The sequence below is a fragment of the Methylocystis sp. genome (assembly GCF_050246715.1).
In the GTDB taxonomy this organism is placed as follows: Bacteria; Pseudomonadota; Alphaproteobacteria; order Rhizobiales; family Beijerinckiaceae; genus Methylocystis.
Genome location: NZ_JBFWVN010000002.1, coordinates 64,855 through 80,780, shown reverse-complemented (window position 1 = coordinate 80,780; position 15,926 = coordinate 64,855). Strand labels below are relative to the sequence as shown.

At 63.3% G+C, this 15,926-nt stretch carries 15 protein-coding genes; 5 read left to right on the top strand and 10 right to left on the bottom strand.

What is annotated here, in order from left to right; all coding sequences use genetic code 11:
* Positions 1-10 precede the first annotated feature (10 nt).
* From AB7I51_RS01670 to AB7I51_RS01640, 7 genes are read right to left on the bottom strand one after another with little or no spacing between them, the layout of a single operon-like run.
* Complete coding sequence (locus AB7I51_RS01670) at positions 11-1,306, bottom strand: glycosyltransferase family 2 protein (RefSeq protein WP_428402765.1); 1,296 nt, start codon at positions 1,304-1,306, stop codon at positions 11-13.
* 8 nt (positions 1,307-1,314) lie between these two features.
* Positions 1,315-2,472: a glycosyltransferase gene (locus tag AB7I51_RS01665; RefSeq protein ID WP_428402766.1), complete on the bottom strand. Its 1,158-nt coding sequence runs from the start codon at positions 2,470-2,472 to the stop codon at positions 1,315-1,317.
* Positions 2,469-3,347, bottom strand: coding sequence for an SDR family NAD(P)-dependent oxidoreductase (locus AB7I51_RS01660; RefSeq protein WP_428402767.1), 879 nt, complete (start codon positions 3,345-3,347; stop codon positions 2,469-2,471). The genes AB7I51_RS01665 and AB7I51_RS01660 overlap by 4 nt, the downstream gene beginning before the upstream one ends.
* Before the next feature lie 42 nt (positions 3,348-3,389).
* Positions 3,390-3,833, bottom strand: coding sequence for a MaoC family dehydratase (locus tag AB7I51_RS01655; protein WP_428402768.1), 444 nt, complete (start codon positions 3,831-3,833; stop codon positions 3,390-3,392).
* A complete protein-coding gene (locus AB7I51_RS01650; RefSeq protein ID WP_428402769.1) occupies positions 3,830-4,225 on the bottom strand; it encodes a hypothetical protein in 396 nt (131 codons plus the stop codon). The genes AB7I51_RS01655 and AB7I51_RS01650 overlap by 4 nt, the downstream gene beginning before the upstream one ends.
* Positions 4,215-5,450 carry a beta-ketoacyl-[acyl-carrier-protein] synthase family protein gene (locus AB7I51_RS01645; RefSeq protein ID WP_428402770.1) on the bottom strand — a complete coding sequence of 412 codons (1,236 nt, stop codon included), beginning with the start codon at positions 5,448-5,450 and terminating at the stop codon, positions 4,215-4,217. The genes AB7I51_RS01650 and AB7I51_RS01645 overlap by 11 nt, the downstream gene beginning before the upstream one ends.
* Positions 5,451-5,726 (bottom strand): acyl carrier protein, encoded by a 276-nt coding sequence (locus AB7I51_RS01640; protein WP_428402771.1) that lies wholly within the window; start codon positions 5,724-5,726, stop codon positions 5,451-5,453. It abuts the gene before it with no gap.
* 295 nt (positions 5,727-6,021) lie between these two features.
* Here AB7I51_RS01640 and AB7I51_RS01635 point away from each other — a divergent pair, with 295 nt between their 5' ends.
* The gene (locus AB7I51_RS01635) at positions 6,022-7,887 is read left to right on the top strand and encodes a methylmalonyl-CoA mutase family protein (protein ID WP_428402772.1); all 1,866 of its coding nucleotides are present in this window, start codon (positions 6,022-6,024) and stop codon (positions 7,885-7,887) included.
* On the top strand, positions 7,884-8,306 hold the full coding sequence (locus tag AB7I51_RS01630; RefSeq protein ID WP_428402773.1) for a hypothetical protein: 423 nt from the start codon (positions 7,884-7,886) through the stop codon (positions 8,304-8,306). The genes AB7I51_RS01635 and AB7I51_RS01630 overlap by 4 nt, the downstream gene beginning before the upstream one ends.
* Positions 8,307-8,419: 113 nt before the next feature.
* Here the strand turns inward: AB7I51_RS01630 and AB7I51_RS01625 are convergent, their stop codons facing one another.
* From AB7I51_RS01625 to AB7I51_RS01615, 3 genes are all read right to left on the bottom strand, one after another.
* Positions 8,420-9,769 (bottom strand): L,D-transpeptidase family protein, encoded by a 1,350-nt coding sequence (locus AB7I51_RS01625; protein ID WP_428402774.1) that lies wholly within the window; start codon positions 9,767-9,769, stop codon positions 8,420-8,422.
* 152 nt (positions 9,770-9,921) lie between these two features.
* Complete coding sequence (locus tag AB7I51_RS01620) at positions 9,922-10,653, bottom strand: arginyltransferase (RefSeq protein ID WP_428402775.1); 732 nt, start codon at positions 10,651-10,653, stop codon at positions 9,922-9,924.
* Positions 10,654-10,753: 100 nt separating this feature from the next.
* A complete protein-coding gene (locus AB7I51_RS01615) occupies positions 10,754-11,236 on the bottom strand; it encodes an RDD family protein (protein ID WP_428402776.1) in 483 nt (160 codons plus the stop codon).
* 167 nt (positions 11,237-11,403) lie between these two features.
* Between AB7I51_RS01615 and AB7I51_RS01610 the strand changes: the two genes are divergently transcribed.
* The 3 genes from AB7I51_RS01610 (at position 11,404) to AB7I51_RS01600 (ending at position 15,867) form a co-directional block, all read left to right on the top strand.
* The gene (locus AB7I51_RS01610; RefSeq protein WP_428402777.1) at positions 11,404-13,932 is read left to right on the top strand and encodes a DUF2235 domain-containing protein; all 2,529 of its coding nucleotides are present in this window, start codon (positions 11,404-11,406) and stop codon (positions 13,930-13,932) included.
* Between the two features lie 97 nt (positions 13,933-14,029).
* On the top strand, positions 14,030-14,272 hold the full coding sequence (locus AB7I51_RS01605; protein WP_428402778.1) for a DUF2312 domain-containing protein: 243 nt from the start codon (positions 14,030-14,032) through the stop codon (positions 14,270-14,272).
* A gap of 68 nt (positions 14,273-14,340) precedes the next feature.
* On the top strand, positions 14,341-15,867 hold the full coding sequence (locus tag AB7I51_RS01600) for an AAA family ATPase (protein WP_428402779.1): 1,527 nt from the start codon (positions 14,341-14,343) through the stop codon (positions 15,865-15,867).
* Positions 15,868-15,926: the final 59 nt, after the last annotated feature.

Genomic DNA, 15,926 nt, shown 5'->3' with positions numbered 1-15,926 from the left:
GTCTCTCGCCCTACTCCGCTTTGGCGTCGATCGGCGCCGCTGGCTCATGATCGAGCTTCGGCGTGCGCTTGAACGTCGATTTGCGTCCACGCAGAGTCTGCAGGATTTTCGCGCCATTGGCGAAGGCGAGATAGATCATCAGCGGCGGAATTGACGCGACCGTCTTCAGATAATCGACAATGGTCCCGCGCTTGAGCGCGAGATAGGGCGGCAGCGTGATGCCAAGCGCCACCAGCGCCGTCATGATCCCGATGATTTCCAACACATCCGCATAGGGCGCGAGCGATCCGTGCAAGAGCCCGCCAAGAACAAAGGCGATGAATCCGATGGCGGCGGTGGGGAAGAAAATCTGATGGGCGATAAGGGAGATCGCCATCACGCGGCGCGTCAGGCTCCAAGGCGAGCGCCAGATCGGCAGAATGGTCTTCTGCGCCACCTGCACGAAGCCGTTGGACCAACGCCTTTGCTGACGGCGGAAGTCGCGGATTCCCTCCGGCACCTGGCCGGGAATCGGCGGTTCGGAAACGAACAAACCATGCCAGCCATTGAGCGCCGCGCGCACGGTGAGATCGAGGTCCTCGCACAGCGAATAGTCCGACCAGCCGCCGGTGTCGTCGATCGTCGCGCGCCGCCAGATGCCGCCCGTGCCGTTGAACTGGAAGAGCCAGCCCGCATGCGCGCGCGAGCGCTGCTCGACGAGATAATGCCCGTCCTGCACGAGTCCCTGCGCGCGCGTCAGCCAGTTCTTTTCGAAATTCTGGAATTCGCAGCGCGACTGCACGAAGCCGACGCGATCGTCGATCAGAAACAGCGGCACCGTTCGCCTGAGCCAATTGGCCGGCGGGCGGAAGTCGGCGTCGAGCATCGCCACGAAAGGTTCATCGGTAATCGTGAGGCCGTGCGCGCAGGCGCCCGCCTTAAATCCCGAGCGGTCGGCTCGGCGCACATGGTCGATCACCGCGCCGCCGGCGCGAAGCTCCGCCGCCACCGCATCGGCGCGCGCGCTCGTCTCGTCGGTTGAATCATCGAGAAGCTGAATGCGCAGCTTTTCCTTGGGCCAGTCCAGAAGCGCGACGCAGCGCAAGGATTGCTCAGTGACGAGCGGCTCGTTAAACACCGGGATTTGCAGCAGCACTCGCGGCAAATCGCTGTCGGGCGTCGCGGGCGCTTCCGAATCGCGCACGCGCCGCAGCTGGTCATAGAAGAAGCGGCCGATGACGACGAGATAGCCGATCCCGATCGCCGCCAGTATCGAAGCGCAGACAATCACGACTGCGTCGACAAGGAATTGAAAAAGCCCCAGCACCAAACGGCCTATCCTTCTTCGTGCGGAACCGGCGCAGGCCTCGCGCCCGCCCGGGTGTCCACGCTGCTCTTCGCCCAGACCACGCGATCAGTGACCCAGGCGTTCAACCAGACCGCCAGCATGGCCGCCTCGCGAACCACAAACACCGCCGGCGCGACCCAGGATAATTGCCATCCTTTGGCCATATAAAGCAATATCTCCACCGCAAACCACAGGAAAAGCGTTGCGGCCGCCGCCAGGGCGGGGTGGAGGCCGATCAGCGGCGCCGCCAGCGCCGAGGCCATAACTGCCGGAAGCGCTTGACATATTGGCTCGGCGAGGAAGGAGACGAGTTCGTCATTGCGGCGAATGACGCTCCAGCGCAACTGCCTTTGATAGACGTCCGCGAAATCGCGCGCGCCGAGTTCCTGCCGCACCGGCAGGTGCGAAAAAACCGGTCGTTTGCCGATGCGTCGCATCGCCTTGGCCAGGGCGTTGTCTTCGCCGACCGTATGAGAAATGGCGTTAAAGCCGCCGGCGCGCAGGAAGTCGGCGCGACGAAACAGCATGATCTTGCCGACTCCATGTCCCTGCCCCAACGCCGACGCCAGAAACAGCATGCGGGCATGCGGTCCGTTGATGATCGCGGCTTCGACATGGGCGGCGAAATTTTCGAGCCGCGCGCAATAGGGAATGGCGCAGACCAGCCCGACGTCGTCCGTCAGGTTCCGCATATGCTGCGCCAGCGCATCAGGCTCGAGCAGCACATTGGCGTCCTTCATCAAGATGACGTCATGGGTCGCCTCCATAAAGGGCGCGTAAAGATTGTCGACCTTCGGGCTTACCGCGAATTTCGCCGTGGAAAGAAGAACGCGCGACGGGATGGTCGGATGACGCGCGAAAATGGCGCGCATGCGTTGAACGGCAAGCGAGTCGAGGTCGGTTGCGGAGACCGTCACATCGAAGTCGCGATAATGCTGCGTCAGCGCGGACTCTTGCGTGCGATCAAATTGATCGTCGACCAGCTTGACCGGCAGAACCACGGAGACCGCCGGCTGATCTCGTCGCGTGGCGCGTCGGGCGGCGATCCTAGGTTGCACGATGGTCGCCGCCACTGAGACGAAGAGCAAAGCAGTGGCGATGAGCCAGTAGATCGCCGCCGCCCATGTGATGATTTCGAAAATCACCTTTCCCCGCGCTCCGACGTTTCCGGCACCTCGGCGGGAAACTGGCGCATGACGCCGTCGACGAGCGCCGCCGGAAAGAAGGAGAACAGGCGCATCGCCCAATACATATACCGAGGAAAGGCGATGACGTTGCGGCGGCGTTCAAGCCCTTTCTTGATGATGCGCGCGGCGTCTTCATCGGACAGAGCGCCGGGTTGCCATGATTCGACGCTCGCCGACGCCGATGGCTTTGCGACAGTGCGCGCCGAGAAGGGCGTCTTCACAATGGTGCGCGCCGACATCGGCGTCTTCACATAACCCGGCACGATCAGCGCGACATGCACGCCGTGCGACGCGAGCTGGGCGCGCAGGCAGTCCGCCCACATGTGAACGCATGCCTTCGCCGCGCAATAGGCTGGCGAATGGGGCAGCGCCCGCACGCCGGCCATCGAGCCCACGATGGCGATCCTGCCGCTTTTGCGCGCGCACATCGGCAATATGACGGGTTCGACCGTGTTGAATATCCCGGCGACGTTGATCGCGAGCATGGCGCGCACCGCATCAGGCGTTTCAACAATCTGGCCGGGCGACAGCCCTGTTGAGACGCCGGCGTTGGCGACGAGAATGTCGATCGGGCGCTTGTCGTGCGCGGACTGAACGATCCGCGCCATGACTTCGCGATCGCGCACGTCGGCGATGTGAGTCTCGGCCCCTTCAGCGCCGGCGTCGAGACAGGCGCGCGCGGTCGCCTCGAGCCGTTCGGCGTCGCGCCCAAGCAACACAAGGCTTGCGCCGTCGCGCGCATAGGCGAGCGCCAGGGCGCGCCCGATGCCGCTCGACGCCCCGGTGATAAGGACATGCGCCTTGCCGCCCTCTTGAGGGGAGCGGACGTTCACCGAAGGCGGCCGTGTGGGGGTGTCTTCCTGGACGCCCATCCCCTACCCCGCCCCGAAAGGCTTCGCCGTCCGACCCTCCCCCTCGAGGGGAGGATGAAAACGCAGAGTCGCCTCGCCGATGATGCCGGGCGCCCGCGCGGCGCCATAGGCCGTCAGACGGACGAAAATCTCATTTTCGGTCGCGCGCAGCACGCGACCTGACAGTCTGACGGTGTCGCCGCGCAGGATCGGCTGCACGAATTTTCCGGCAAGCGAAGAGATGACGAGGTCGCCGCGCCAAGCCCTCAGCATCGGCTCAAAAAAAGCGAGGAGCTTCATGCCATGCACCGGCGGCGCCGAGAGGCCGATCGCCGCCGCCACCGCATCGTCGAGATGCAAGGGATTGGCGTCGCCCGAAACCTCAGCATAGCGCGCCAGCGAAGGCGCGTCGAAGGGGCCGATGATCGTTTCGGGCAGCGTATCGCCGACTTTGATGTCGCCGCTCATGACGCGCTCCCAAATCCGGCGCGCGGCACCAGCCGCAGCAATGTTTCGATTCGCGCGCAGCTTTCGCCGCCGGGCGTCGCGACAGTCGCCGCCATGATCAGCCGCGGCGGGGTTTCCTCGCGGCTCATAGTGACGCGCAAATCATAGCTCTCGCCGGCGACGAGAGGCATGTCGTAGGCGAAGCTCTGCGACTCATGCACGGGCACGACGTCGAGTTCGACGCAGAGGTCGCTCACCACCGAAAAAAGCGAGGGCTCGGCGAGCCAGACCGCAGGATAGGCGAGCGGGACGCTGGCGCCGTCGCCGCCGGTTTCCCGCGCATAAGCCGCGGCGCGCGCAGGATCGACGCGCAGGCGGAAAGGCCCGAGAGCGAGCGGCGGCTCAAGCGGCATGACGCACGATCAGCACGGCGTTGATCCCTCCGAAAGCGAAAGAGTTCGACATTGCCGCATCGATCTTATGCTTGCGCGCGGCGTTGGGGACAACGTCGAGCGGACATTTCGGGTCTCGTTCCAGGAAATTGATGGTCGGCGGCGCGATCTGTTCACGCAGCGCCTTGATGGTGATGACGAGTTCCAGGCCGCCGCTCGCGCCGAGCGCATGTCCATGAATGGGTTTCGTCGACGACACCGGCACCACGCGCCCATAGTCGCCAAATACGCGCAAAATCGCTTCGGCTTCGGTGATGTCATTGGCGTGAGTCGCGGTGCCGTGGGCGTTCACATAGTGAATGTCCTGCGGCGTCATTTCCGCGTCTTCCAAAGCCAGAGAGATCGAACTCGACGCGCCTTCGAGGTCGGGGCGCACCGGGTCCTTGGCGTCGCTCGTCGTGCCATAGCCCGCGAGTTCGCATAAGGGTTCGTGGCCCCGCGCCCGCGCCGACTCCTCGGTTTCAAGAATAAAGACCGCCGCGCCTTCGCCAAGCGACATGCCGTTGCGGCCCTTTGAAAAGGGACGACACAGACTCGGGCTCAGGACGCGAAGCCCCTCCCAGGCGCGGATCGTCGCATTGATCACGCAGGCTTCGGCGCCGCCGACGATCGCTTTGTCGACCAGACCCAGTCTGATCATCTGCATGCCGAGTCCGATCGACTGCGTCGCCGAAGAGCAGGCGCTGCCGATCGCGAAGGTCGGACCGAGACAGGAATAGCGCATCCCGATCGTCGCTGGCGCCGCGCTCGGAATGAGCTTCGGGACGCTCAGCATCTCGGGCCTGGTCCCCTCGACGTAATAGCGATAGATGCCGTCCTCGATCGTCGTCATCCCGCCGATGCCCGACCCGATGATGACGGCGGTTCCGGGCCCGGCGATGTCTTTACGCTTAAACCCCGCCTGCGCCATCGCTTCGTCGGCGGCGACGATGCAGAACTGGGTAAAGGGATCGCAGAACGGAAGGATATTGGCTTCGATATGTTCGGCAGGATCGAAGCCGGGCACCTGCGCCGCGATCTTGATGCGGCCGTCGTAGGGGCGTTCGGTCTTGAGCGGACGAATCTGGCCGACGCCGTCGCGCGCTGCTTCCCAGAGTTTTTGAGCGCCGACGCCCGAGGCGCAGACTGCGCCCATGCCGGAAATAACGACGCGGCGCCCCTGGGGGCGCGCTCGCGAGAACGCCATTTACTGCTTCTCGCGCTCTTTCTGAATATGGTCCGCGATCGCCTCGATCAGACTTTTCACGTCCTTGGCTTCCTGCAGCGACCCATCCATCGGGATATAGACGTTGAACTTCTCTTCGAGCGCCGTGAGAATCATGACGATGTCCACGGATTTGAGATCGAGACTCTCGATCGACGCGTCGGGCGTGATCTTGCTTTTGTCGACCATGCCTTCAGACGCGATCACCTCTACGATCTCGTCGATGAGCTGGCTCCTATCCTGCACATTGTCCGTCACGGGTCCCTCCGTTTCAGGCTTCTTCGCCGCTTCGGCGACAACTGACGCGCACGCGGCGCTTTGACGCGGCGCGTCGATCCGACGCCTCTTAATCGGGTCGCGCGGTCGGACCGCCCGCCCTTATCTCGGCTGTTCCGCCCTCGCGCGCTACCCGCCCGCCCGAAGCGCGATCGGGACTGGTTAAGGCGTTTGGCCCCGAAAATAAAGCCCGTCCCGCCATTCGCGGATTAGCGGTGGCCCGCCGCACAGGTTCATGCGAAAAGGCCGCCCGAAACAACGGAGGGCGACGGGGCAAATGACGGGACAGGAGACGGCGCTGGCGGGTGTTTTTCCACAGGCCACGGAAGCCCAATGGCGCGCCCTGGTCAAGCGCGCGCTCAAAGGCGCGTCTTTCGAAGCGCTGGTCTCCATGACCTACGACGGACTTTCCGTCGAACCGCTCTACGGCCACGCCGCAGATTCGCCCGTTCGGGCGCTGCGCAAGAACCCGGGCCGCTGGGCCATACTCGCGCGCGTCGACCTCGCCGACGCCGACGCCGCCAACCGCCTGGCGCTGCAGGACCTTGATGGCGGCGCGGATGGGCTGAATCTCGTCTTCGCCGGTTCGATCGGCGCTTATGGCGGCGGTCTCGCCGGCGACGACGATGATTCGATCGCCCATCTGCTCGCCAGTGTTCGCCTCGACTACGGCATTCCGGTCACGCTCGACTATTCGCCGCGCGCGCCGGGCGCCGCCGAGGCGATCAGGCGATTCATCGACCGCCAACATATCGAGCCCTCGCTCACCCGAGTGTCGATGGGCTTCGATCCGCTCGGCGCGCAGGCGCGGCACGGCTTCGCCGCCGAGCCTTGGCCGCAGGCTGCCAAAAGCTTCGCGCGCGACGTAAAAACCGCCGCCGACGCTGGCTTCGTTTACGCGACCGCGGTCGCGGACGCCCGCGTCGTGCATTCGGCTGGCGGAACCGAATCGCAGGAGCTCGCCTTCGCGCTGTCCTCGGCGCTCGCCTATCTGCGGGCGCTGGCGGAGGCTGGAGTCGACCTCGACGCCGCGCGCGGCCTGATCGCCTTCCGTTTCAGCGCCGACGCCGACGAATTGCTGGGCGTCGCCAAATTTCGGGCGGCGCGGCGCCTTTGGGCGCGGGTCGAAGAGGCATGCGGCCTCTCTCCGAAACCGGCGCTGGTCTTCGCCGAGACCGCCTGGCGGATGATGTCGCGGCGCGACCCGTGGAACAATATTCTGCGTGGCACGCTCGCCGCCTTCTCAGCGGCGGTCGGCGGCGCCGACGCCGTCTCGGTTCTGCCCTTCACGCAGGCTTTGGGCGCTCCCGACGAATTCGCGCGACGCCTCGCCCGAGACACCCAGCTCGTTTTGCAGGACGAATCCCATATCGACGCCGTCGACGATCCGACGAATGGCGCCGGCGGCTTCGAGACGCTGACCGACGCGCTGTGCCGGGAGGCGTGGACTCTGTTTCAGCAGATCGAGGTAGAGGGCGGGCTCCCAAAGGCGCTGGAGACGGGAGCCTTCCGGGCGCGCGTCGCGGAGGCCGCCGTATTGCGGACGAAGAACATGGCTCGCGCCAAGGACAAGCTGATCGGCGCGAACCAGTTTCCCGACATTCACGAGGGCGCGCTCGACGTTCTCGCGCCCTATGACGCCCGAGCGGAAAGCGTCGAGCCGCCGGCCGGCGCGCTAACGAACGCCGCGCTCGCGCCGCATCGTCTCGCCGAGCCCTTCGAGCGGCTACGCGAAGAAGCGGACGCCTACTTGGCCCAAACTGGCGATCGACCCAAGATTTTCCTGGCGAATCTCGGCTCGGTCGCCGCCTTCACGGCGCGGGCGAATTTCGCCAAGAACTTTTTCGAGGCCGGCGGCGTCGAGGCCGTTTTTGGCCCCGAAACCGAATCAACCATCGAGATCGTCAACGCCTACCGGGAATCCGGCGCCAAACTCGCTTGCATCTGTTCATCCGACAGGGTCTATGGAGACGCGGCGGAAACGGCCGCGCTCGCGCTCAAGGGCGCAGGCGCGCAGCTCTATCTCGCCGGCCGGCCGGGGGAACTGGAGGAGCGTCTGCGCCATGCGGGCGTGACGACGTTCATCTACGCAGGCTGCGACATGCATGGCGCGCTGCGACGCGCGCTTTCGGAGGCCAAATGAGGATTCTAGCGTTGGCGCTTGCGGCCTGCGTGGCGGCTGGGGGAGCGTACGCCAAACAGCCGCGCGCTCAAAAAGCCAAGCCGGAAAACGAGCAGACGCTGTCAGGGCCGGTCGGCGATACGAACGGCACATGGAGCATCGAAGCCGCGACGACGGTCGGCGAATGCCAGCTCTTGATCCCGCCGTCTTTCGATGTCGTCGACGGCAAGATCGCCGCCGCTTCCGGCCCCGCCGGCTCCACCTGGGGCTATGTCGACGAAGGAGGAACGATCGTCGCGCGGTTCACCGGCCAAGGCGAACGCGTCGTACGCTTCCATGGAACGCTGCGCAACGGCAAGGGCGCCGGCGCGTGGTCGTCGTCGACCGACCTTTGCGGCGGCACCTGGCGCGCGACGCGCGGCGAAGCTGCGGCGCAATAAGGCAGGCCGCCGCTAAATGCCATTCATGAATCATCGATTCAAGATTGCGATCGACTTTCTTGAATTGACGCATTTTCTATGCAGATTCGGCATCCGCGTCGGCGGAAAATGCTCTACCGCCTCGGACGCTCCTCGAAATAGCTGTCGTCGTCGCCCTGGATCAAACCATCGGCGGGCATCGGACGCGCGGCCTGGACGACCGTCGGCGCGGCCGAATTGGCGCCGGCCGAGCGCATCCCGAGTCCGTCGCGCTGATAGATGTCGTCACGGAATTGGGTGATTCCGTCCGGCGTCGCCCAAGCCGTGACATAGACCCAGTAAACCGGCACGGCCGGCCAGATTTTGACGTCGACACGCTCGCCGGAAGCGATGACCTGATCGATATGGTCGCGGTCCCAGCCTGGCGTCTCCTTTAAGAGCCAGGCGACATAGTCGCGCACGTTCTGAAGCCGGATGCAACCGGAGGAGACGAAGCGGAAATCGTCGCCGAAAACGCCTTTCGCGGGCGTGTCATGCATATAGACCCCGTAGGGGTTGGCGATGTCGATGCGGACCACGCCGAGCGAGTTGAAGTCGCCGCCGATGTCCTGGCGGAACCGGAAATTGAGCGCGTCGAGCGAGCGCCAGTTGATCTGCTCGGGCTGAAGCTCCTGATTATCCTTGTTATAGACGCGGATGTGATTGGCGTTGAGGTAGTTCGGATCGGCCTGCATCTTCGGAATCAGGTCCTTGCGGATCACCGAGGCCGGCACTGTCCAGAACGGATTGAAATTGACCTGAATGGCCTTGGTCTGCATCACCGGCGACTGGCGGTCGATCTTGCCGACGCCCGCCATGTGATGGGTCATGACCTCGCCATTCTCCACGGTCTCCACCGTCGCGGCGGGAATATTGGCGGTGACGTAGCGGTTGCCGAGGTCGCGGGAGAAACTGCGCAACCGCACAAGATTGGTCTCGAGCTGCTGCAGCCGGGTCTCGGCCGGAACATTCAGCGCCTGGATCGTCTGTTGATTGACAACTCCTGTCGCGATAATGCCGTGACGCGCCTGGAAGCGGCGCACCGCCGCCTCGACATATGAGTCGAAGATCGGGCTTGAGCCGGTTTCGGGCCCGACGTCGCCGGAGGCGATCAGCCGACGACGGAGAGCCGTGACCGCCGGGCCGTTCGAGCCGAGCCGCAATTGCTGTCCGGCGACCGAGGGCCAGCCGCCATTGGCGACGATTTCGCGAAAGCGTTCGATCGCAGCCTCGGTCGCGGCCACCGTCTGAGTCGACAGTATCGGGGTCGTCGAACGGGAAACGGTCAGGCGGGCGTCGGCGTCATAGCGCTGCGCCCATTCGGCCTGCCCGTACTGATCGTAAGCGGTGCCGGCCGGCGCGAGAGCGACTGCGCCGACAACAAGCGCAGCGCCGCGGACAAAATGCAGAATTGCGGATTCTCGCACAGATCGCTCCAATCGCATGGCCGGGAGGCGTCCCGGCAGTCAAGCCGAAAGACGGCGCGTCTAGAGGACCACGCCGACCGTTTCGATCGAGTTGTGCATCTTCGATCTTAACAAGGACCGAATAGTCCGGCGATTTTGTGACCTGCGCAGCTTCGGGAGGGGCGCCGCGCTCAGCCCACCCGGACCCAGCCGCTCATGCCCAGACGCTCCTGGGGCAGGAAGCGGGATTTATATTCCATCTTGCGCGAACCTTCGACCCAATAGCCGAGATAGACATGCGGCAGGCCGAAGCTACGGCCACGCTCGGCATGATCGAGAATCATGAACGCCCCGAGCGAGCGATGCTCCAGTTCAGGCTCGTAAAAGGAATAGACCATAGAAAGCCCGTCCGAGAGGCGGTCGGTCAGGCAGCAGGCGACGAGTGGGCCGATCTCGCCATTCGCGCGCGCCAGGCGATATTCGATGAGCCTGGTGTCGACATGGCTGTCTTCGATCATCATCTGATAATCAACCATGCTCATATCGGCCATGCCGCCGTCCGAATGGCGCGCGCCGACATAGCGGCGAAACAGCGCGTATTGCTCATGCGTGGCGCGCGCCGGCCGGGTTTCGGCGATAAGATCGACGTTGCGCCTGCGGATTCTCCGCATGCCGCGCGATGGCGCAAACTCGTCGAGCTTCACCCGCACGGAAACGCAGGCGCGGCACTGCTCGCAGGCCGGGCGATAGGCGATGGTCTGGGAGCGGCGAAATCCCGATTGCGTCAGCGTGTCGTTGAGCGCCGGCGCCCGAAGGCCGATCAGATGGGTGAATACCTTCCGCTCCTCGCGGCCCGGCAAATAGGGGCACGGCGCGGGAGAGGTCAGGTAGAATTGCGGCGCGTCGCGCGGCTCTTTCGTCACGCTCTCTTGTTCCCGGATTTGAAAGTTAATCTAGAGCGCCCGAGCGGCGCGCGCCAAGGTCAGATTTAAGGCCCGATTTGTGGCTTCGAAATTGCAGATTTTAAGACGAGCGCCGCAAAATGATCACATCCGCGAGCATGTCGTGCAGGCAGCGCTTGTCGCTCGTAAACAGCGATACGAGCAGCAACGGCGGGAAAAGCCAGGTGACATAGAACAACACCGCATGGACCGCCGCCTGCAAAAACGGCACTGAATCTCCCTCCATGGTCCGCATCTCCAAATCCATGAACGCCATGCCGGGCGTCGCCATTCTCGGCCCCGAGACGGTCAGGCCATTATAAAAAAAGGCGACGATCGGAAACAGCGGCGGCAGGATGAAGGCCGACAGTCCGGCGCTCAAAATGAAGAGCGCGACGAACAGCGCCGCCGACATGCCGGAGACGAGGATCAAGTCCAGCATGACGGCCATGATTCGGCGGCTGCGCACGCCTTCGAGCGCCTGCGGCGGAATGTAAGGCGCCGCGCGCGCGCCGGCCCGGCTCATCGGCGGCTCACGGCTTGAAAAGGGATCGCGCTCGGTCATCGACTTGCCGCCTTTCAACTGGCCCGCCAAAGATTGGCGAACCGGACGGCGGATTCAAGTGCGCCGCTGGTGGTGGATTTCGCGCGAAACACGCAAAAGGCGCTTGCCTCTCTTCTCTCCGAGGGCGTACCTTGCTGGTTTAATATCGCAAATATTTGGAGTGGAACATGTTTAAGACTATCGTCCTTTTTTCGGACGGGACGGGCAATAGTTCGGCCTCGACTTTCAAGACCAACGTCTTTCGTCTCTATGCCGCGCTCGACCTGACGCCGGACCAAGGCCAGATCGCCTATTACGACGATGGCGTCGGCTCCTCGCAGCATCGCTGGCTGGCCGCCATCACGGGAGCCTTCGGCTTTGGCCTGAAACGCAATGTGCTGGACCTTTATAAGTTTCTCACCCGCCACTACCGCGACGCTTTGGCGACGCAGCATCTCGCACCCAGCGAAACGACCGACGGGAAGATTTATCCTCCGAAGATCGCATGTTTTGGCTTCAGCCGGGGCGCCTTCACCATCCGCGTTCTTATCGGCCTCGTGGCCTCGGAAGGCCTGCCGCTCGGCGCCGATTCGGAAGAAGAGCTCAACAGGCTGGCTGAGCGCGCCTATCAGAAGTTCCGAGCGGATCATTTTCATACTCTCCTCAGACTCGAGAATATCTGGCGATGGCTGCGCGACGAGGTCGTAATCCGTTGGCTCGATCGCAATTCAACGCCTTACGACCGCGATAAGAACATCCATGTCGACGCGATCGACTTCCTGGGCTTGTGGGACACTGTGGGCGCCTATGGCATGCCCGTCGAGGAACTAAGAGTCTTTATCGACAAATTCATCTTTCCACTGACGTTCAGCAGCTATGATTTACTGCCTGTCGTCCGCGTCACACGTCATGCCCTGTCGATCGACGACGAACGCGACGCTTTCACGCCGATTCCTTTCGACGATGCGGAGACGCGCTATGAAGCGTCGTGCAAGCGCGATGCGATCATCGCGACTCTCGTCGCCGAAGGGATGAGTCGCGAGAAGGCGGAAGACAGGGCGCATCAAGAAGTCTGCGAGCGTAGCCAGCAAATCTGGTTCGCCGGCGTGCACGCGAATGTCGGCGGCGGCTATCCCGACGACAGCGAAGCGATCCTGCCGATGCGCTGGATCATGCAGGAGGCGGAAAAACACGGCGTCGTCTTTATCGATTCGATCAAGAAAGACATCGAGGCGAAAGCGACCGCCTTCGGACAGATCTATGATTCCCGCAGCGGATTGAGCGCGCTTTATCGATACAAGCCGCGCGATATCGCTGGAATTCTAAATAACGCGCGCCAGCTCACTTTGGAACAGGGCAAAATGAGCCCGACGGCAAGCGCTGCGCCGCCGCCGACGCCGCTGATCCACGAAAGCGTCATCTATCGAATGGCGCTGCGTTTCCAGGGTTATGCGCCGATCGCCTTGCCTCGACAGTTCCAGGTCGTGGACAATACCGGCCGGTCGAAGGTCTTCTTCGATTTCGCCTCCGATGCGCGGAAGCGTGAAGGCAGATTTGCCGACGGCGTTGGCGCTTCGCAAAGCAAGATATCGAGCTTGGCGCAATTGGTCGCCAAACTCCAGGCGCCAAGTGAGAGAAATCTCGATCTCGTCGACGCCGCCGTCTTTTGGCGGCGCGTCTCCTACCAGCTCACGCTCTGGTCGCTCATCATACTCTTGTTGATGCCCTTGCTGGAGCGCCAGGACGGCGACTCGAATTGGGCCGCGGCGAAGCTATTCAATTCGATCATCGGTTTCGTGGCCGGCTACCTTCCCGGCTTTCTATCGCCCTGGCTCAGCACTTTTCAACAATATCCGATCTGCGCGGGCGTGTTGCTGCTGATTTTCGGGATCACCTTCTGGTGGGGCGGGCATTTGAGGCGCGTCATCGCCGACCGCTCGCGCTTCGCATGGGGGATGACCGAGCGACCATCGCAGAGCGTGCTGGGTCGTCTGTTTTGGGACCCGATCGCCATATTCCTGTTAGATTGCAAACTTGCCAATCGGATCGGGGGTTTCGTCGCCAATTGGGCGATGCCAAGCTTCCTGTTTGTCATCGCCGTTTTCGCGGTCTTCTTCTTTTTCGATCGGCTCTATTTTCACTACCGCGCCTATCAAGGCGAAATATGTAAAAGCACGCTCATGGCCAAAAGCCTATCGAGTGAAGCAAGCATAGAATTTTCTACCGCGAACCCCTGCAAGGCGACCGGCTACACATTGGAAAAGGGCCGCTTCTACGCCGTGACATTCAAAATCGATAAGGAATGGACGGACGGCGGGCTCGCCGCCAATCTCGGCGGCCTGAAGCGCAACGAACTTTCGCTCGGCCAAAAAGTCGGGTTTTTCCTTGCGGGGCTCACCATCAAACGGGTGCTCGGCGAACCCTGGGTGGAGCCAATCCTGCAAATTGGCGCAGAGGGCTTCGACATCATCCCGGGACAACCTTTCGTCCCATTCCCGAACGGATCGCTCAAGGACGAAATGACGGTGCGGTTCAAAGCGCCCGCCGCCGGAGAACTGTTCCTTTACGTCAACGACGCCTATTCCGGCTTCGTTCCGCTCGCGACGCTCTTTGGGCAGAAGCCAAATTCCGACGGCGACCAGCGCCATACGTACGGCAATAATGAAGGGACGGCGAAGATTACAGTCGAACCCCTGTCTGCGGAATACGGGGATTAGTCCTCGGTCCGCCTTGACGGGGCCGGTTCCTTTGTCGCAAGGCTCCGGCCTGCCGGCGCGCATCCTCGCCCGCCCGGAGCAGCCTCGGGAAATACATATGGCCAGCAATGCCGTCGACGGCGGACATTTGCGCGCCTTCATCGAGCGGATCGAAAAGCTCGAGGAGGAAAAACGCGCGATCGGCGACGACATCAAGGATGTCTACGCGGAAGCGAAGGGAACGGGCTTCGATCCCAAGGTGATGCGCAAGATCGTGTCGCTGCGCCGGCAGGATAAGCACAAGCGCCAGGAGGAGGAGGAAATCCTCGACCTCTATCTCTCCGCTCTCGGCATGGAATAAGCCTGATCCCACGCCGGAGAGGCGGCCCTTGGGCGGCAGGGCTTTGGCGGACGACATCGGGGCGCAAAATGGATTTTGGCGCGCAGGAAGAGGTCGTGCGCTTTCTCGCTTCGCTCGACGGCGGCGCGGCGCGGATCGTCACGACCCACATCTCCGTCGTCGCGCTGTGCCGGACCCGCGCCTACAAGCTGAAAAAGGCAGTGCGCTTCTCCTATCTCGATTTCTCGACGCCGAGCCGCCGATTGGAAATGTGCGAACGCGAGGCGGCGCTCAACTTGCGCTTCGCGCCCGAACTTTATCTTGGCGCCCATCGCGTGACCCGCGAGGCGGACGGTTCGCTGGCGCTCGATGGCGCAGGAGAGATGATCGACGCGGTTGTCGTCATGCGCCGCTTCGCCGACGACGACCTCTTCGAGCAGATCGCGAAAGATGGCCGCCTGACGCGCGACATGGTGGAGTCGCTCGCGCGTCGAATCGCCAGGACTCACGACGAAGCAGTGCCGGATTATGAGAGGGGCGGCGGGGCGGCGATGCGCCGAATTCTGGACGATGCGTCCTTGAGCCTGCGCCATGCGGCGACCGCAAGCGCGGAAGGAATCGACGCGCTCGTCGCGCGGCTGAGCAAAGCCCTCGAAGCGCAAAGCGCGCTTCTCGACAGGCGAAAGGCGCAGGGCAAGGTGCGCCGCTGCCACGGCGATCTGACGCTGCGCAACATCTGTCTCTTCGAAGGTGCGCCGACGCTCTTCGACTGTCTCGAATTCGACGATGAGATGGCGACGATCGACGTGCTCTATGACGTCGGTTTCCTGCTGATGGATTTCTGGCGGGCGGGCGCGCGCGCCTTCGCAAATCTCGCCCTCAACCGCTACCTCGACGCGCGCGACGAGACCGACGGCCTGCCGCTCCTCCCCTTGTTCATGTCGCTGCGCGCCGCGATCCGCGCCCATGTCGAAGCCTCGCAAGGAAACGGCGAACGCGCGCGCCTTTATTTCGATCTCGCGGACGCCCTGCTCGCGCCGGCCAAAGGCGCTGTCGTCGCGATTGGCGGCCTCAGCGGGTCAGGCAAATCGAGCGTCGCGGCGGCTCTCGCGCCATTGGTCGGATGTCCGCCCGGCGCGCGAATCATCAACAGCGACCGCATTCGCAAGCGGCTCTATGGCGCCCCGCCGACCGCGCGTCTTCCGCAGGAGGCCTATGCGAGCGCCGTCTCGGAAAAAGTCTATGGCGAAATGTTCGAGGAAGCGGCGCGAATAGCCGCGCTCGGCTGGCCGGTCATCGTCGACGCGGTCTTCGATCGTCCTGAAGATCGCGACGCGATCGCAGCCGCAGCCGGGCGTGCGCGCGCGCCCTTCTGCGGCGTCTGGCTCGATCTCGATCTCGCGCGGCGCGCGGCGCGCGTCGACGCGCGCGTCAATGACGTGTCCGACGCGACGCGCGAGGTTCTCAAGGCGCAGATGGAAAAGGCGACCGGCGCGATCGAATGGTTCAAGATCGATGCCTCGAAAGATACGGCGACCGTCGCCGCAGAGATCAAAAGGCCTGTTGATTTGGCGTTGCCTGCTCCAACTCCTCCTGTCTTTCCCGACGCGCGCTAAGCGGCGATCGGGAAACCAGCGCAAAACCAGCACTCTTGGCTCGACTCTGGATTCCCGAT